Source organism: Kitasatospora sp. NPDC088783 (assembly GCF_044750705.1).
Classification (GTDB): Bacteria; Actinomycetota; Actinomycetes; order Streptomycetales; family Streptomycetaceae; genus Kitasatospora; species Kitasatospora fiedleri.
The window spans coordinates 376,308-393,294 of sequence record NZ_JBIVKJ010000001.1 but is presented as its reverse complement, the minus strand read 5'-3'; the positions used below and the strand labels follow the sequence as shown (position 1 = coordinate 393,294).

Annotated in this window: 18 protein-coding genes; 10 read left to right on the top strand and 8 right to left on the bottom strand. The window is 74.7% G+C overall.

Annotated elements, in window-relative coordinates; genetic code table 11:
* Positions 1-222 precede the first annotated feature (222 nt).
* The 3 genes from ACIP60_RS01655 (at position 223) to ACIP60_RS01645 (ending at position 3,036) form a co-directional block, all read left to right on the top strand.
* On the top strand, positions 223-1,686 hold the full coding sequence (locus tag ACIP60_RS01655) for an FAD-binding protein (RefSeq protein WP_400678931.1): 1,464 nt from the start codon (positions 223-225) through the stop codon (positions 1,684-1,686).
* A gap of 127 nt (positions 1,687-1,813) precedes the next feature.
* A complete protein-coding gene (locus tag ACIP60_RS01650; RefSeq protein ID WP_400678930.1) occupies positions 1,814-2,380 on the top strand; it encodes a Uma2 family endonuclease in 567 nt (188 codons plus the stop codon).
* A gap of 146 nt (positions 2,381-2,526) precedes the next feature.
* Positions 2,527-3,036, top strand: a complete 510-nt coding sequence (locus tag ACIP60_RS01645) for a hypothetical protein (RefSeq protein ID WP_400678928.1) — start codon at positions 2,527-2,529, stop codon at positions 3,034-3,036.
* A 668-nt stretch (positions 3,037-3,704) separates the two neighbouring features.
* Here the strand turns inward: ACIP60_RS01645 and ACIP60_RS01640 are convergent.
* Complete coding sequence (locus ACIP60_RS01640) at positions 3,705-4,568, bottom strand: MucR family transcriptional regulator (RefSeq protein ID WP_400678927.1); 864 nt, start codon at positions 4,566-4,568, stop codon at positions 3,705-3,707.
* A 132-nt stretch (positions 4,569-4,700) separates the two neighbouring features.
* Between ACIP60_RS01640 and ACIP60_RS01635 the strand changes: the two genes are divergently transcribed.
* Together ACIP60_RS01635 and ACIP60_RS01630 are read left to right on the top strand one after the other, a co-directional pair.
* Positions 4,701-5,078, top strand: a complete 378-nt coding sequence (locus ACIP60_RS01635; protein ID WP_400678925.1) for a hypothetical protein — start codon at positions 4,701-4,703, stop codon at positions 5,076-5,078.
* A 671-nt stretch (positions 5,079-5,749) separates the two neighbouring features.
* Positions 5,750-6,730 (top strand): site-specific integrase, encoded by a 981-nt coding sequence (locus ACIP60_RS01630; RefSeq protein WP_400678923.1) that lies wholly within the window; start codon positions 5,750-5,752, stop codon positions 6,728-6,730.
* A gap of 280 nt (positions 6,731-7,010) precedes the next feature.
* Here ACIP60_RS01630 and ACIP60_RS01625 read toward each other — a convergent pair whose 3' ends face one another.
* The 4 genes from ACIP60_RS01625 to ACIP60_RS01610 all read right to left on the bottom strand — a co-directional run bounded on the left by ACIP60_RS01625 (position 7,011) and on the right by ACIP60_RS01610 (position 9,933).
* Positions 7,011-7,862, bottom strand: a complete 852-nt coding sequence (locus ACIP60_RS01625) for an aldo/keto reductase (protein WP_400678921.1) — start codon at positions 7,860-7,862, stop codon at positions 7,011-7,013.
* A gap of 25 nt (positions 7,863-7,887) precedes the next feature.
* On the bottom strand, positions 7,888-8,217 hold the full coding sequence (locus ACIP60_RS01620) for a carboxymuconolactone decarboxylase family protein (RefSeq protein WP_400678919.1): 330 nt from the start codon (positions 8,215-8,217) through the stop codon (positions 7,888-7,890).
* On the bottom strand, positions 8,217-9,191 hold the full coding sequence (locus ACIP60_RS01615) for an aldo/keto reductase (RefSeq protein ID WP_400678918.1): 975 nt from the start codon (positions 9,189-9,191) through the stop codon (positions 8,217-8,219). Before ACIP60_RS01615 ends, ACIP60_RS01620 begins: the two co-directional genes overlap by 1 nt.
* A 67-nt stretch (positions 9,192-9,258) precedes the next feature.
* Positions 9,259-9,933 (bottom strand): zinc-binding dehydrogenase, encoded by a 675-nt coding sequence (locus ACIP60_RS01610; RefSeq protein WP_400678916.1) that lies wholly within the window; start codon positions 9,931-9,933, stop codon positions 9,259-9,261.
* Between the two features lie 276 nt (positions 9,934-10,209).
* Between ACIP60_RS01610 and ACIP60_RS01605 the strand changes: the two genes are divergently transcribed.
* Positions 10,210-11,100, top strand: a complete 891-nt coding sequence (locus ACIP60_RS01605) for a helix-turn-helix domain-containing protein (protein WP_400678915.1) — start codon at positions 10,210-10,212, stop codon at positions 11,098-11,100.
* Between the two features lie 105 nt (positions 11,101-11,205).
* Here the strand turns inward: ACIP60_RS01605 and ACIP60_RS01600 are convergent, their stop codons facing one another.
* Together ACIP60_RS01600 and ACIP60_RS01595 are read right to left on the bottom strand one after the other, a co-directional pair.
* Positions 11,206-11,634 (bottom strand): anti-sigma factor antagonist, encoded by a 429-nt coding sequence (locus ACIP60_RS01600; RefSeq protein ID WP_400678913.1) that lies wholly within the window; start codon positions 11,632-11,634, stop codon positions 11,206-11,208.
* A gap of 324 nt (positions 11,635-11,958) precedes the next feature.
* Positions 11,959-12,432, bottom strand: coding sequence for a hemerythrin domain-containing protein (locus tag ACIP60_RS01595; protein ID WP_400679905.1), 474 nt, complete (start codon positions 12,430-12,432; stop codon positions 11,959-11,961).
* Positions 12,433-12,834: 402 nt separating this feature from the next.
* Between ACIP60_RS01595 and ACIP60_RS01590 the strand changes: the two genes are divergently transcribed.
* The 4 genes from ACIP60_RS01590 (at position 12,835) to ACIP60_RS01575 (ending at position 15,443) form a co-directional block, all read left to right on the top strand.
* The gene (locus tag ACIP60_RS01590) at positions 12,835-13,122 is read left to right on the top strand and encodes a GlsB/YeaQ/YmgE family stress response membrane protein (RefSeq protein ID WP_400678912.1); all 288 of its coding nucleotides are present in this window, start codon (positions 12,835-12,837) and stop codon (positions 13,120-13,122) included.
* Positions 13,123-13,499: 377 nt separating this feature from the next.
* Positions 13,500-14,183: a HemK2/MTQ2 family protein methyltransferase gene (locus ACIP60_RS01585; protein WP_400678911.1), complete on the top strand. Its 684-nt coding sequence runs from the start codon at positions 13,500-13,502 to the stop codon at positions 14,181-14,183.
* Complete coding sequence (locus ACIP60_RS01580; RefSeq protein ID WP_400678909.1) at positions 14,167-14,427, top strand: CDGSH iron-sulfur domain-containing protein; 261 nt, start codon at positions 14,167-14,169, stop codon at positions 14,425-14,427. The genes ACIP60_RS01585 and ACIP60_RS01580 overlap by 17 nt, the downstream gene beginning before the upstream one ends.
* Positions 14,424-15,443 (top strand): iron-containing redox enzyme family protein, encoded by a 1,020-nt coding sequence (locus ACIP60_RS01575; RefSeq protein ID WP_400678908.1) that lies wholly within the window; start codon positions 14,424-14,426, stop codon positions 15,441-15,443. The genes ACIP60_RS01580 and ACIP60_RS01575 overlap by 4 nt, the downstream gene beginning before the upstream one ends.
* A gap of 809 nt (positions 15,444-16,252) precedes the next feature.
* Here ACIP60_RS01575 and ACIP60_RS01570 read toward each other — a convergent pair.
* Positions 16,253-16,804, bottom strand: coding sequence for a MarR family winged helix-turn-helix transcriptional regulator (locus tag ACIP60_RS01570; RefSeq protein WP_400678907.1), 552 nt, complete (start codon positions 16,802-16,804; stop codon positions 16,253-16,255).
* Positions 16,805-16,987 lie beyond the last annotated feature (183 nt).

Genomic DNA, 16,987 nt, shown 5'->3' with positions numbered 1-16,987 from the left:
TTGCTCCCCTCGGAAAACCCTTCCCTACGCATACGAACTCCACAATCCGGTGTTAGCCTCCAGCTGTTTCGCTCGCCGCGTGGGCGTTCCGGGCCACGGCGGGGCACGCTGCCCGCACCCGGTCGGCCGCGCCCTCGCGACCTGAACAGGGGGAGAACGTTGGAAAGGGAAACCCGTACACCCCGGATGACGCCGGAGATGGCACCCGGGACGGCACCGGGGATGTCGCGCCGCGCGCTGGTCAGGGGGGCGGCGCTCGGAGTGGCGGCGGTCGGCTTCAGCGCCACCGCCGGGGCCTGGGTCGCCGAGGCCGCGGCGGCGGGCCCGTTCGACCGGGTGCCGCGCCTGGACGGTGAGCTCCTGCTCGACACCGGCAGCAGGGCCGCCGACAGCGTCGACCAGGGGCGCATCGTGGCCCGCACGCCGGGCGCGGTCCTGCGGCCCGGCTCCGTCGACGACGTCGCCAGGATGGTCAGGTTCTGCGCGGACCGCGGCATCGAGGTGTCGGCGCGCGGCCGGGGCCACACCACCCACGGGCAGTCGCTCACCGAGAACGGCCTGGTCGTCGAGATGCGCGGGCTCGGGCGGATCCACCGGGTCGGCCCGCGGGGAGCCGACGTCGACGGCGGCGTGCTGTGGACGGAGCTGATGACGGCCGCGTTCGCCCGCGGCCTGACACCGCCGGTGTTCACCGGCTACACCGACCTCACCATCGCCGGCACCCTCGCGGTCGGCGGCGCGTCCCCGGGGGCCGGGTCCACCCGCGGCCTGCAGATCGACCACGTCCAGGAGTTGGAGATCGTCACCGGGCGGGGCGAGGTCCTGGTCTGCTCCGACCGCCGCCACGCCGACCTCTTCCGGGCCGCCCTCGGCGGACTCGGGCAGTGCGGCATCATCGTGCGCGCCAGGCTCGACCTGGTGCCGGCGCAACCCTCGGTCCGGACCTACCAGTTCACCTACCCGACCGGCGACGGGGCCGTCGGCGACCTGCGGACCCTCACCGAACGCGGCGAGGTGCTCGGCGCCTACGCCCTCTGGGCCCCGACCGGGACGTCCCTCGTGGGGCAGCTCCTCGTCAGTGTCCCCTTCACGCCCGGCTCCCCGCCCGACGGCCGGCAACTGCTGCGCGGCCTCAGCCAGCCCCCGTCCGCCGCCGCCGTCACCGACCTGAGCCACCCGGACTGGGTCACCCAGGTCAACCGGCAGGTCGCCCGGCTGGAAGCCGCCCTGGACTACGGACGCCTGGTCAAGCCCTGGTTCGACGTCTGGCTCAACAGCTCGACGGTCGACCGCTTCCTGCGGGACGTCCTCACCGGCCTCAGCCCGCACGACCTCGCCCCCGGCTCCACGCTCCTGCTCATCCCCGCGAAACGGACCGGCGTCGACCACCCCGCCTTCCGCGGCCCCCGGGCGGACGCCACCCCCTGGATGTACCTGTTCGACATCCTCGACAACTCCGCCGCCCCCGGCCCGGACCCGGCATTCGCCGCCGACCGGCTCCGGCGGAACGCCGAGCTCTACCGCAGGGCCCGCGCCGTCGGCGGCTCCCGCTACCCCATCGGCGCACTCGAATTCACCAAGGCCGACTGGATCGCCCACTACGGCGACGCCTGGCCCGCATTCCGACGGGCGAAAAACCGCTTCGACCCGCGCAACATCCTCAATCCCGGCCCCGGAATATTCTGAACCCCCTTCTCGGGACCGGAAGAAACCCGAAGAAACCCTCCCCGCCCGGGGCGGTTCCCCGAAGGCGCGGGACAGTACACTGGGCCCGGTACCGGGCCCAGTGATCCCTTCCCGAGGAGGTGCGCCGATGACTGCCGAAACGGTCGCTCCCGAGTGGATGCACCACCAGATCACCGCGGACGAGTACGACTCCTGGTCCGAGGAGCAGTGCGCGGGCATCGAGATCGTGGACGGGATGGTCGTCGTGAGCCCGAGCGCGTCCAAGCGCCACAACCGCCTGGCCCGCATCCTGGCGAACGCCCTGGACGCGGCCGCCGGGCCGGAGTGGAACGCCGACACGGACTTCGACGTCCGCCTGCAGGACGTGCCGCTCACCAACCGTCGGCCCGACGTGGTGGTCTACCGCGCCGAGACCATCGACCTCACGCCCACTCGCCCGGAGCACGTCCTGCTGGTCGTCGAGGTCGTGTCACCGGGCTCGGAGACCACGGACCGCGTCGTGAAGGTGAACCAGTACGCCCGGGCCGGCATCGCCTTCTACTGGCGGATCGAGCAGACCCCCCACGGCGTCCCGCTCGTCTACACCCACCTCCTCGACCCCGCGACCCGCTCCTACCGCGACGCGGACGTCTTCACCGGCACGGTCAGGGCCACCGCCCCGTTCCCGGTCGAGATCGACCTCGGCACGGTCTGACCGGACTCCGGCGCGTCCGGCCGCTCCCGTCCCTCCGCCCGTCCGCAACAGCGCGGCGTACCGGTAACCGGGAGAAGCGGTACGCATCCGCCCGCGGGCACGCTACGTTGATAGCCCGTCACAGACTTCCGAGGGGAACCAGCGGCGTGACCAGCGAGCAGGATGCCATCGACACGGCCGTGGGCGCCGTCATCTCCGCCGTACGGGCCGGCGACACCGCCGGTCTGTACGAGTCCGTGATGCCACCGGCCGGCGGGCGGACGCCTCCCGCCGAGGCCGGCCAGTGGTTCGGCCTGCTGCTGATCCGCCTGGCGCTCGCCGCCGCGGAGTCCTGCGCGCTGGAACCGGGCTGCTCCCGGGAGGCCCTCGTGCAGTGGATCGCGGACGTGCTGGGCCCGCCGCCCACCCCCGCGCTGATCCGCGGCGCGGACCCGGCCCGCATCGACCACGTCACGGCCACCACTGCCGCGGCCGACCACGCCCGGTACGTCGCGTACGCCGTCGACCTGATGCGGGTGGGCCTCGCCGCACCGGGCGACGACGTGGACCAGCAGATGATCGACGCCCACCAGGCGGCGACGAACGACAAGACCGCGCGCATCAACGTGATCGCCCTGCTCGCCCGACTCGCCGCCACCCCCTCCCGCCACGGCTGAGCCCGGGCCGCACCACCGACCACCGCCGTCGACGGCCGGACCCCGGCGGGGCCCGCCACCCGCGAGAGGCGGTTTCGGACCGCCCCGGAGAGGGGCCGCCGAAGCGGTGCGCCCCGCCAACTCCTCCGCCACAGCACCGCGTTGGCCCGTACGACGCTGATGGCGTTCGAGCGGCCCGGGCACCTGTTCGCGGCACGTCCGCCGCCGACGGCCCGGCACCGGGCAGAGCACCGGGGCGGAGCCGTCCGGCCTCCAGGCGAGCCGGAACAGCAGGTGGGACAGCATCTGCCCGAGTGCGGCGGCCAGGGTGGCGGCCAGCGGGCCGCGCCGCCGGGCGGCGGCCACCACCGACGCCGAGAACACGAACAGCCAGCCCGCCGCGAGCGGCCGCCACGCAAGGCCGCCGCACCCGGCGGCGTGCCCGGCCGAACCGAGCACCGCGCCCGCCGCGGCGAACGCGGCGGCCCGCACCAGCCGCACGTCGAGCGCGGCCGGACGGGGCGGCTGGAGGCGGGGGGCGGCTGCCATGGCGGGCCCATTCTGACCGGTCCCGCCCTCCGGTCGGCGTCGTTCCGAGAAGCGCCCGGGCGGTCCGCGGTGGCCCGAGCGGTCCGCGGTGGCACGGGCGGGGATCCCGACGCCTCGGACGGGACGGGAGCGGCGGGGGCCTACGGGCCGTAGGCGCGGACGGCACTGGCCGACCGCCGCCCGTCGAGCCGGGCCGCGACCCACGGGATGCTGCGCCCGGTCTCCCCGGCGAGGTCGCCCAGGGTCGCCCCGGCCGCCCGGCGCTCGGCCAGCCACTGCCTGATGTCGTGGGTGCCGACCCGGCGGGCGGCGTGCGCGTCGTTGAGCCCGACCCGGGAGCGGCGTCCGGCGGCGGAGTTCACACCCGTGGGGCGCAGGGGGATCCCGTACTCCTCCAGCAGGGCGCGCACCCTGGCCCGTCCCACCCGCAGGTGGGCGGCGACCGCGTCGATGTCGCCCTCCCGGCGGACGTAGAGGGTGCGCAGGGCGTCTTCGAGGTCGTCGAAGCCCAACCCGTCGAGTGCTTCGCGCAGTCGTCGCGCCCTGCGGGTGGACTGGGTGCGGCGTCCGGCGTCCAGCTGGGCCGCGCGGGTGCGGACCAGTTCCTCCGGCTGCGGCTCACCCGCCCTGTTCGCTGCGGCACGCCGGAGTTCTCCGGAGCGGGACATGGCGTGGCCGGTCGCGAGCCGCTCCCGCAGCTCGGCCGAGGTGCGGAAGTCCGCCGCCTGGCGCACGGACCGGCGGCGGGCCAGGGCCCGCGAACTCAGCGAGCGAAGACGGCGCAGCCCGTAGCGGGTGCGGTACTCGTCGGCGCTCAGGCCGTGGCTGCGCAGGTGGGAACCCAGGGCGCGGAAGCCCTGCCCGCACACGTGACACACCACCAGGTCGGCGCCCTCGTCGCGTACGAGCGTGCCGAAGTCCGGGTGGTCGGTACGGGGCCCGGCTGTCCGTCCGCCCGGGTCCTGCGCTCCGGTCCGGCCGCCTGCGATCACCGAAGGGTCCACCTCGCCACCTTATTGCAGAGAATGTGCAACTGCTTACTTCTCGCAAGAATGCCCGGCGACCGCCCGGGGCGCGAGCGCGGGCGGCGACACCCGCCCCACCCCTGGTGCACCCTGCGCGCAAGGACGAACCCGTTGCGGAGTGGGGGCGGGCTGGTGGCGAAGTCGCCGGTGGTGCCGGGGACCGAGCCGTCCTGCGACGAGACCGGCGCGCGGCCGGCGCGGGACGGAGTGCTGCCCGGGCAGGCGGCGGCCTCCAGCCCGGACGGGCACGCCCGCTACGGCGGTACGGCCTTGGAGCGCGCCGGGTTGACCCTCGCCGACGCCGACGCGGTGGCCGTCACCACCGGCCCCGGCCGGTCCGGCACGCTCCAGGTCGGCGTGGCGGCGGCGAAGGGCTACGCGTTCTCGCTCGGCGTGCCGCCGTACGGCGTGCACCACCCGGCCGGACACGTCGCCGCCGCCCCGCTGGAGCACGCCGCCCGCACCCTCCTCGCCAGGACAGCGGCATGACGCCGTACCAGGTCCGGCCGCTGCCGTCCGGCGAGCTGCCCACCGCGCCGACGCCTCCCCGGAGCGGCCGGCCCAGGACGCGCTGCGGCGCTCGCCCTCATCCCCCTGCCGGCCACCGCGCGCCGCCGTCCGGCCGAGCTCCCGCCCGCGGCCTGAACACCCCGGAGGGGCCGACCGCGTCCGACCGGCGCCCAGTGCTCGAGGTGCCGGTGCGGTCGACGGCCGGACGGATCGCGGACTCGTCGCTGTCGCCCGTGCCGGTGACCCGTCCGGTCCCGGTCGGCGGCGACCGCGGGAGGGCGACGAGCCGGACCCTGACGGTCTGCTCGCAGTGGGCGCGGCTCGCCGCCCGACGGCCCGGACCGTGGCACCGGGCGGCTTCCTCCCCCGGGTGCCTGTCGATGTGTCCTGTCGGCCCCGAACCTTTTCCGGCAGTACTGGCACCCCTTCTGTCTGCGACCTATCACCTCTCACCGGTTGCCCGGCTCCGGGCTCCTCGCCCGTTGCCGAAGGGCGGTCACCACTGAGACGGGACGGCCCGGGGAGAGCCGTCACCACCCGACCGTTTCTGATCGGACGGTCGCGCTTCAAGCCAGTTATTGTCCTCCTGTGAGGACGTGCCGGGGACCGTCCGCCCGAGGACCCGTTCCGCCCGGCGCTAGGGTGGCCCCGTGGCGGACACTCCGACGGCGGCGGCCCCCTCCCTCGAAGCCCTGAGCGCCGTGGTCGACCGCGCCTGCGAACCCCCCACGGGCGCCTCCCGGGCGAAGCAACTGCGCTGGGTGGCCGGGGAACTGCGCACCGCCCTGGAACGCGGCGCGATCCCGCCGACGGCCGCCCGCTCCCTCGCCGCGCTCCTCGCCCCGGACACCCTCGCCGCCTACCTCACGGCCGCCGAACGGGGCCTGCTGCGGCGCAGACCCGCCGCACGGCCGGAGCACCCCTCGCCCGCGTCCATCCGCGTGCGGGAGGACTGCCTGCGCATCCTCGGCGTCCAGGCAGGCGTCCCCCTCACCCTCCCCGAACGCGACCTGCCCAAGGTCGCGCTCCGGTCGGTGGTCGCCGCCCGCCCGCGCGGCATCCTCCTCGCCCACCTGGAACACGCGGCCCGCCCCGGCCAGGGCGACGCCCGCACTCGCATCCTCGCCATCATCGGCACCGTGCTGGACACCGGGTGCCGGGCCGGCGAACTCTGCGCCCTGCGCACCCACGACGTCGACCTGCGCCACGGCACCATCCGCCTCACCCGGCTCCCCCAGCACCGCGACCCGCACGCCCCGCCCGCCACCGAGACAGTCGCCCTCTCCGGCACCACCCGCGCCGCGCTGCGCCACTGGCTCGCCGCCCGCGCCCGCCTCACCGTCCGCGACGCCGCCCAACCCCCCGGCCCCGGCAACGAGACCACCGACGCCCTGTGGGTCAGCATCGCCCCCAGCGGCCACCCCCGCCCCGGCCTCCCCCTCCACTTCCGCGGCCTGGCCCGCGCCTACGCCCGCGCCATCCACGACCTCAACACCGACATGGCCGGCCAACCCGGCTGGCAACCCCTCCCCCAACGCATGGAACCCCTACGCCGCGCCATCGAACTCCACCCCGCCGACCCCGCCGCCCCCGAGCGAGGACCACGGCAGGCCCGCCGCGGCCACCGATGACGCCCCCACCGCCGGTGCCCCGTACTCGCCCTACGAACGTCGCGGACGTCGCGGCGCACGGTCTCGTCGTAGCTGTCGGGACGAGGGTCGGCGGCCTCGGTGCGGTGGACGTGGCAGCCGGTGCGTTCGGCGGCCTTGCGGGCGAGGAGTTCGGTGGTCCCGACGGCCGGGGTGGTGCGCCCGCCGTTGAAGTGGTTCCCGCCGGGGCGCCCGGGCCCGGGTGCGGGCGGGCGCCCCGGCATGGTGTGCCGGGGCGCCCGGGGCCGGGTGGAGGCACAGGTCAGTTGTCGAGGCGACGCTTGCTGAGCCAGGCGACCATCTCGGGGTCGTGGTGGTCGAAGAACAGGGTCTTGCCGGTGTCGAGGGCCGCGACGGCGGCCATCTGGTCGTCGGTGAGGGCGAAGTCGAAGACGTCGAGGTTCTGCGCCATCCGGTCGGGGTTGACGGACTTGGGGATGGTGACGATGTCGCGCTGGATCAGCCAGCGCAGCACGACCTGGGCGACGGACTTGCCTTGCGCCTCGCCGATCCCGCTGAGGACGGGGTGGGTGAACAGGTCGTTCTTGCCTTCGGCGAAGCCGCCCCACGCCTGGTGCTGGACGCCGTGCTCGCGCATCAGGGCGTGGTCGGCGCCGCGCTGGAAGAACGGGTGGGTCTCGATCTGGTTGACCTGCGGGGCGGTCTCGTTGTTGATGATCAGGTCCAGGAGGCGGTCGGGGTGGAAGTTGGCGACGCCGATCGCCCGGGCCAGTCCCTCGTGCTGCGCGGCCTCCATGGCGCGCCACTGGCCGTAGACGTCGCCGTAGGGCTGGTGCATCAGGTACAGGTCGACGCGGTCGAGGCCCAGCTCGGCCAGCGAGGTCTCCAGGGCGCGGCGGGTGTTGTCCTGGGCGGGGGCGTCCTGGACCCACAGCTTGGTGGTGACGAACAGCTCCTCGCGCGGGATGCCGCTGTTCTTGATGGCGTGGCCGACGGCCTCCTCGTTGCCGTAGGCGGCGGCGGTGTCCAGCAGCCGGTAGCCGGCGGCGAGGGCGTCGGTGACGGCCCGCTCGGTCTTGTCCGCGGGGATCTGGTAGACGCCGAAGCCGAGGATCGGCATCTCGACGGCGTTGTTCAAGGTGACGTACTGCACGGGACTCTCCTGAGAAGTCGGCCGGTCAGGGGGTGGTGGGGCGGTCGTCCGCTTCGGTGGCCCGGGCCGCGGCGGTGGTGGCACCCGTGGCGGCGGGCCGGCCGGCGTAGCAGGCCGGGTGGGTGGTGGTCTCGGTGAGTTCGGCGCGGGCGGGGCCGTTGTCGGGGGAGCGGCGCAGCCGGGCGTCGCGCCCGGGGGCGACCAGGGCGGCGACGGTGATCGGGCTGCGCTCGCGCGGGGACGGGCCGGGGCGCTGCCGGACGTCGGTGAGCAGGACGTCGTCGGTGCGGTCGGTGAGGTCGGGGGCGTGGCGGCGGGTCAGGTCCGGGGCGCTGCGCGGGTTGGTGCCGCCCATCAGCGTTCCATCATCCGCATCTGGGCCTCGTTGTGGGTGTCGCCGGCGGCCGGGGGCAGGCTGCTGAGCGCGGTGAGCTGCTCGTCGGTGAGGCGGAGGGCGTCGGCGGCGGTGTTCTCCTCGACGCGGGCCACCCGCTTGGTGCCGGGGATCGGGGCGATGGAGTCGCCCTGGGCGAGCAGCCAGGCCAGCGCGACCTGCGCCGGGGTGGCGTCGACCTCGGCGGCGACGGCGGCGACCCGGTCGGCCAGGCGCAGGTTGTGCTCGAAGTTCTCGCCGGTGAAGCGGGGGTTGTCGGCGCGGAAGTCGGTGGCGTCGAACTGCCGGGTGTCGCGGATGGCGCCGGTCAGGAAGCCGCGGCCGAGCGGGGAGAACGGCACGAAGCCGATGTTCAGCTCCCGCAGCGCGGGCAGGACGCGGGCTTCGGGGTCGCGGGTGAACAGGGAGTACTCGGACTGCACCGCGGTGATCGGGTGGACGGCGTGGGCGCGGCGGATGGTCTCCGGTCCGGCCTCGGAGAGGCCGATGTGGCCGATCTTGCCCTCCGCGACCAGCTCGGCGAGCGCGCCGACGGTCTCCTCGACGGGGGTGCCGGGGTCGACGCGGTGCTGGTAGTACAGGTCGATCCGGTCGGTGCCCAGGCGCTTGAGCGAGCCCTCGACGGCGGCGCGGACGTTGGCCGGGCTGCTGTCGGTGCCGCCGTCCCGGCCGGTGTGGGAGATCAGGCCGAACTTGGTGGCGAGCACCACCTCGTCGCGGCGGCCCTTGAGGGCACGGCCCACCAAATCCTCGTTGGTGTAGGGGCCGTAGACCTCGGCGGTGTCGATGAAGGTGACGCCCAGCTCCAGGGCGCGGTGGACGGTGCGGATCGACTCCGCGTCGTCGGTGCCGGCACCGGTGTAGCCCTGGGACATGCCCATCGCTCCCAGGCCGATCCGGGAGACCTCCAGGTCACGCAGCTTGATGTGCTTCACGGTGTTCCCTTTCGTTCGACGGCCGGCCCCGCAGGCGCTGCGGGCGCCCGGCCGGGCCGGGGGTGGTTCACAGGGTGATGTTCCGCATGGGCGTTTCCGTGCCGATCGGGCCGTCGCCGCAGGAGGGGACGCCGACCCGGCTGACCGTCCCGCCGTCGCGCACCACGGCGAAGGAGGTGGCCAGGGTCTGCATCGAGCCGACGCACTCCAGGACCGCACCCACACCGCGCCCGGCGGTCAACTGCCGCACCTGCTCGGCAGCTTCGTCGCCGACGGCGGGGACGACGTCGGTCGCACCGCACTCCGCACCGAGGTCGGTGCGCTCCCGGTGGCGGCCCATCGGCACGACCTGCTCGGCCCCCGGCCGCCTGGCCGCCAGCACCGCGCACAGCCCCACCGCGCCGTCCCCCGCGCCGTCCCCGACCACCGCGACGCTGCTGCCGGGCCGCACCCGGGCGGTGACGGCGGCGTGGCGGCCGGTGCAGAACACGTCGGTCAGCGCCGGCGGCGAGGGCGGCAGCGCCTCGTCGAGCGCGGCGGGGACCTTGACGGTGCCGAGGAACTCGTGCCCCATCCGTGGGCCCTGCCCGGTGGCGGGGGCGGAGCGGTAGGGGTGCAGGCCGCTGCCGCACACTGCGGCACGCGGCACCCGCACGACCGCGTCCGTCGGGTTCTCGATCACCGGGCCGGGTACGTCCTCGACACGGACGTCACCGGCTCCGTGCAGCGTGGTCGTTCGCATGGATTCACTCTCCTGGCTTCGACGGGCGCCGCCGGGCAGGGCGGAGCGTGTCGCGGACGGACGGGGATCGGTCTTCCCCCGGACGGCACCCGGCAGCCGCGGCGCCCGGCACCGGAACCGGGCCGGTGGCAGGCATCGGGGCGACTCCTCGGACGGACGGATCGGTCACGCCCTCCAGCCAACCGCGCCCCGACCGCCCACGGGGGCGGGAGACAGACCCTGACGAGGTCCCCCACGCCCGTGCCCCCGCGAGGCAGCCGGCCGTAGTGTCGGGACATGGACCGACGCACCGAGATCCGCGACTTCCTCACCACCCGCCGCGCCCGCGTCACCCCCGAACAGGCCGGCCTCAGGCCCTCCCCGCTCGGCGGAGCACGCCGCGTCCCGGGCCTGCGCCGCGAGGAAGTCGCGCTGCTCGCGGGCGTCAGCGTCCCCTACTACACCCGCCTGGAGCGCGGCGACGCCCGCGGTGCCACCGACGCCGTCCTCGACGCCATCGCCCGCGCCCTCCTCCTCGACGACGCCGAACGCGCCCACCTCTTCGACCTCGTCCGCGCCGCCAACGCCACCGCCGCCGAAGCCCGCACCCCGCGCCACCCCGCCCGCCGCACCCTGCGCCCGGAACTGTGGAACATGCTGGAGGCGATGAACGGCGTCCCCGCCTACGTCCGCAACGCCCGCCTGGACCTGCTGGCCGGCAACGCCCTCGCCCGCGCCCTGTTCGCGCCCGTCTTCGACAGCCCCGCCCGGCCCGCCAACTCCGCCCGCTTCACCTTCCTCGACCCCGCCGCCGCCGAGTTCTACCCCGACTGGGACGCCGTCGCCGACCAGAACGTCGCCACCCTGCGGGCCGAGGCCGGCCGCAACCCCTACGACAAGGCCCTGTCCAACCTGATCGGCGAACTGTCCACCCGCGGCGACACCTTCCGCCAACGCTGGGCCCGCCACGAGGTCCGCCGCCACCGCGCCGGAGCCAAACGCCTCCACCACCCGCTGGTCGGCGAACTCACCTTCACCTACGAGACCATGGAACTCACCGCGGACGACGGCCTGTTCCTCGTCGTCTGCGGCGTCGCCCCCGGCAGCCGCGACGCCGACGCCCTCGACCTCCTCGCCGGTTGGACCAGCCCCCGGCCCACTAACGAGGCACCCACGCGCAGGACTTGACCTGGACGCACCGGGAAAGCCCGAAGCCGGGCCGCCGGGCCGGGCTCGGCGCGGTGCCGCTCACGGGCGCCGGAGGCGGTCGACGGGGACGGGGCCGCCCCGTGGTCACGGCCGGCGGGATCGCGCGGCCAAGGCGTCGGCGACGGTGGCGTGCAAGGTGAAGGCCCCGGTGAGGTCGGAGACGTCCAGCAGGCGCAGCACGGGCGGGCTCGGGGCGATCAGTGCGAGTGCGGCGTGGTGGCGGGCGGTCTCCTGGCGGGCGTGCAGCAGGAGGGCCAGGCCGCAGCAGGCAAAGAAGGTGACGTCGTCCAGCATCAGGCCGAGCAAGTCGTACGGGCGCCGCGTGGCGCGGGCGAGGGCGGCGCGGGCGGCGGGTTCGGCATCCATGTCCAACTCGCCGTCGAAGTGCACCAGTGCGGTGGTGCCGAGGTGGGCGGTGCGGACCGCGAACGGCACGCCGGTCGCGGGGACGGCCCGCGGGGACGTGCCCGGCGGGAACACGTGCGGGCAGGCATCGGTCGATCGGGCGGGCATGGGGTGCCTCCTCGTCCCGCCGGAACCCCGCGTCCGGAAGCGCGGGGCCCACGCCGTGACGGCCGTGCCCGGAAGGGTTTTCCGGAAGCGGAGGCTGCGAACGGCGGGGCGGCGGCCACGATCCGGCGGAAGGCGACCGACACCCCCAGCCTACGCTCCCGCACCCGGCCGCCACCGCCGCGCCGACCGGCACCGGGCGGAGGGGGCGGGCGGGCCTGCGACCGGTCCGGGTGCCGGACCGGGTGATCCGGGACGGCGGTCGGCGCGGGCACCGCGGAGGCGGTCGGGGCGGGGTGCGGTCCCTCGGGTGGGGCGGACGAGCGGCTACTCGCGGGCGCTGGGCACCTGGAGCGGGTCGTTCGGCGCGTCCGCCTTGGCGGCCGTCATCTCCTCGCCGAGTTCGGTCAGGCGGTTGCGGCCCACGGCCTTGCGGACCTCGGGGAACCACTCCTCCTCCTCTTCCTCGACGTGGTGGCGCACGTTCTCCATCAGCACCGTCATCTTGGCGTCGAAGCGCTCGTCCGCCGGGTCGAGTCCGGCGAGTTCGGAGAGCATCCAGAGCACCACGTGGTGCTCCTCGACGCTCTCCAGCACGTGGTCGGTGGTGTCCGGCACGGCCTTCCGGGCGGCCGGGTAGAAGATCTTCTCCTCGATCCAGGTGTGCACGGTGAGTTCCCGGATCACCTTGTCGGCGATGTCCCGCTTGTGCTTGTGCGCGTTCTCACCGGCCTTCTCGAACTCCTTGAACAGCTTCTCGACCGTCTTGTGGTCGTCCTTCAACAGCACGATGGCATCCATCGGGACCCTTTCGGAGGCGGTGGCGGTGGCGGCGGGGAAGTCCTGCGGGGAGGGACAGTTGACGGCGGACCGGGACACGGACACGTCTGCCCCGAGAAGTTGAACCGACTCCCCGGACCCTGGACCCTGTCCGTGCCCTGTCGTGGTGTCAGCGGGCGGGGGCCGCCGGAGCGGGGAGGCGCTGCCGGGCCCGGTGCGCGGCCGACAGCGTCCGGATGTCGCCGATCACGGTGCCGGGTCGTCGCCGACCACCGGCGGGGCCTCCGCGCCCGTGCGCCGCCGCCCGTCTCGGGGACGGACCGGTCCACGAAGCCGCCGCGATCGAAGTCGGGCGTTTGGAAATCCCGGCAGCGTGAAGACGGATCCCGTCACCGACAACGCTCGTAGGAACAGGAGAACCACATGAGCATCCTCGCTTGGATACTGATCGGCCTGGTCGCGGGTGCCGTCGCGAAGGCCCTGATGCCGGGCAAGGACCCGGGCGGCATCATCATCACGATGCTGATCGGCATCGCGGGCGGCCTGCTCGGCGGCTGGCTCGGCAAGGTCATCTTCGGCGTCGACTCCATCGACGGCTTCTTCGACCTCTCCACCTGGGTCGCCGCCATCGCCGGCTCGGTCATCCTCCTCGCCGTCTACCGGCTGGTGACCGGCAACAAGCACCACGGCCACCACCACCGTCACGCCTGATCCACCCGGCACGTGCAGCGCGGCAGCCCCCACTCCTGGGGGCTGCCGCGCTGCGCGTGCCGGGCTGCCTCGTCCGGTCCGGCGCCGGAGCGGACCGGACCTCGAGTCTCTCACGCGGCAAGGGCGTTGGACGTGAAGCACCGGGCCTCGGCCACCGGGCAGCGTTGTCCCTGCCCGCCCGGGAGCGCCGCGCCGCCGGAGCGCGGATGGTGCCGGACGGCACCGGAGGGGTGGAAGCGGTGGCAACGGGCAGACGTGCCGTGATCGCCGCTCCAGCGGCGTCGGGCACCGGCCGCGGTGATCACGTGGCCGACGGGCCCGCACCCGGCGGAGGTGGCTGCGCCGCTGATCGCACTTCTCCCCGGAGGTACCCGCCCATGGCGACCACTGTTCTGCGACCCGTCGACCTCGGGACGGTGTGGACGCTGCCCGGGGTCTACGCGCCCCAGGCGGACACCTTCCTGCTGGCCCGGGCGCTCACTGCCGAGAAGGTCTCCGCGGGCACGGACGTCCTGGACCTGTGCACCGGCAGCGGCGCGCTCGCCGTACTGGCGGCCCGGATGGGCGCCCGGGTCTGTGCCACCGACATCTCCTGGCGGGCGGTGCTGACCACCCGACTCAACGCGGCCCGGGCCCGAAAGCGGGTACGGGTCCTGCACGGTGACCTGTCGGTGCACGGGCCCGGCAGGACCTTCGACACGGTGGTGGCCAACCCGCCCTACGTACCGTCCCCCGCCGCACTGCCGCCGCGCGCGGGCCCGGCCCGGGCGTGGGACGCGGGCCGCGACGGCCGCCACCTCGTCGACCGGATCTGCGCGCGCGCCCCGTCCCTGCTCAAACCGCACGGCGTGCTGCTGATGGTGCACTCCGGACTGTGCGGTGCCGACGCGACGGTGCGGAAGCTGACCGACGCCGGGCTGAGCTGCTCGGTCACCGAACGCGCCCGCGTCCCCTTCGGGCCGGTCCTCACCGGCCGGCTGCCGTGGCTGCGGGCCCAGGGTCTGATCGCCCCGGACGAGGACCGGGAGGAACTGGTGGTCGTCCGTGCCGAACGCAGCTGACCGCCCCCGCCGGGTCTCGGTGGACCGCGACGGCCCGGTACTGATCGAAGGACCGGTGGAAGTCGTCGCCGACGACGGCTCGACCACCGTCTCCGACCGGTTCGTCGTCGCCCTGTGCACCTGCCGCCGCAGCCGCACCTATCCGTGGTGCGACACCAGCCACCGCGCACGAGACCGCAGACCCGCCGCGAACGCCCCGGACGGCGAACAGCGGCACGACCAGCGGAGCGAAGGAGAATCGTGAAGGCCACCGCCCCCGCCACCGCCACCGGACGGCGCCGCACCGAACCCGCCCTGCCCGCACCGCGCGGACCGCTGTCGGCCGGCCTGCTGACCGCGCTCACCACCCCGCGGGCGCCCGCACCCGACCCGCGCGAAGCGGCGAGGGCCGACCCCTACGGCGAGGACCTGCAACTGGCCCTCTACCTGCTCTACGAGTTGCACTACCGCGGCTTCGCCGCAGTGGCCGAGGACCGCGAGTGGGACCCGGCACTCATGCCGCTGCGCCGGGCGCTGGAGGACCGCTTCCTCGCCGCGCTGCGCGCCGACGTCCCCGCCGGCCGCGGCACCGAGGAGGTGTTCGGCGAACTGCTGGTGGAGCCCCTCGACCACCGCGGCAGCGTCGCCCACCACCTGGAGCACGAGGGCGAGTTGTGGCAGCTACGGGAGTACGCCGCGCTGCGCTCGCTGTACCACCTCAAGGAGGCCGACCCGCACGCCTGGGTCATCCCCCGCCTGCGCGGCCGGGCCAAGGCCGCCATGGTGGCCATCGAGTACGACGAGTTCGGCGCCGGCCGGGCGGAGGACGTCCACGCCCGGCTCTTCGCCGACCTGATGACCGATCTGGACCTGGACACCGCCTACGGCCACTACCTGCCGGTCGCGGCCGCCGATGTGCTCGCCACCGTCAACCTGATGACGCTCTTCGGCCTGCGCCGGGCGCTGCGGGGCGCCCTGGTCGGCCATTTCGCCTGCGTCGAGGTCACCTCCCCGCCCGGCTCGCGCCGGCTGGCCGCCGCGATGCGGCGCGCCGGGGCGGGCGCGGCCGCCGTGCGGTTCTACGCCGAGCACGTCGAGGCGGACGCCGTCCACGAGCAGGTCGTGCGCCGCGAGGTCATCGGCGGACTCCTCGAGGACGAACCCCACCTGGCAGCCGACGTGGCCTTCGGCGCGGACGCCACCGTGCTCCTGGAGGACCGGCTCGCGGCCCGCCTGCTGGACACCTGGCGGCACGGACGCTCAGCCCTCCGGCCCGCCTGACCGGCCGTCCGCGACGGCACCCGCCCCCCCGGCCCGCAGCCCTGCCGACGGGCCGCCGGTCGTGGAGCGCATGGACACGGGTGCCGCGCGGGCCCCGGCCTGACCCGGTGTCAGGCCGGGCTCGGAGCGGGGTGCGGTTCGGGGACGCGGCACTTCGGGACGGAGTCGACCCGATGCCCCAGCCGGACCGAGGCGGCCCACCGCGCCTCCCCCGACCGGCGGCCAAGGCCGCGCCGACCGGCCGGTCCGGGGCCGCCCACGGATCGGTCGAACGGTCGACCGCGAAGCAGGAGGGCGGGCACATCAGGCGGCGGCACCCGGCGAGGTGTGACAGCACGGCCTTGCCACCGGCCTTCGCCGGCCGGTGCCACGGGCGACGGGCACCCGACGCAGGGGCGGGCGACGCGGCCAGGGCGCGGTGGCGGTCGAAGATCGTGCTCTTTTCGAATGGGGGCGTCGTCCGGGGGCGTCGTCCGATTCGGCACGCTCCCGGAGGCGGCCCGTTCCTCGGACGATGCCGTCCGGGCGTGCGCACGACCCGTCAGCGGAGACGGCGGTGGCCTCATCGCCGCACACAGGACTCGAGAGCGAGGCCGGGGGCGCTGCTGCTCGGGAGTTCGGCGTACCCGCGCACGGGTTCCACTGCCGCGAAGCCGCCGGGATTGCCGCGTACCGAGGCGTTGCGGAGACGACGGCGCCGGCCCTTGGGCGCCACGCCTTCGCGGGTGTGGCGCTCGGTCAGGGCGACCTTGGAGTGGCCGCCGTGCCGTGCCGGTTCCCGGAGCTCCGCCTCAGGGTGATCTCGGGGTTCATGCGTGCCGCTGACCCGCCCCCCGTCCGCCGTCGGCTGGCGCCTTGTCGCCGAGTGAGAGCAGCAGGGTGCGCAGGGTGTCGGCGAGGGCTGCGCGCTGGGCGGTGTCGAAGGCCGCGAGCAGGCGGTTCTCGTTGGCCACGTGGGCGGGCAGGGCGCGGTCGATCAGTGCCTGGCCCTGTGCGGTGAGTGCGACGTGGACCACGCGGGCGTCCGTCGCGCTGCGCGTACGGCTGACGAGGCCGCCGCCCTCCAGCCGGTCGAGGCGTTGGCTGATCGCACCCGAGGTGACCATCGCCGCCTGCATCAGCTGGGCGGGGGTGAGTGTGTGCGGCGGATCGCTGCGGCGCAGTGTGGCGAGCATGTCGAAGGAGGGCGCGTCCAGGCCGAACTCGGCGAAAGCGGGACGCAGTTCGGCGTCCAGCAGGCGGGCGAGTCGCTTGAGCCGGCCGATCACTGCCATCGGAGAGGTGTCCAGGCCGGGGCACTGCCGATCCCACTGGGCGAGCACCAGGTCGACGTGGTCGTTTGGTTCCTCGGTATCGGTCACGGAACCAGGGTAGCCAATACCTTAGCGATGAGATATTTTCCCTTAGCGCTAAGGAATCAACCTGCGGCCATCCTGCTGTCAGCCCTGGCACCGACCGTCCGGGGTACCACCTCCTACACCACCACCGAGTTCCTCCCGCCGAACGGACCGCTACTGGCCGCCGTGGCGCGCGCCCCGCCCGCC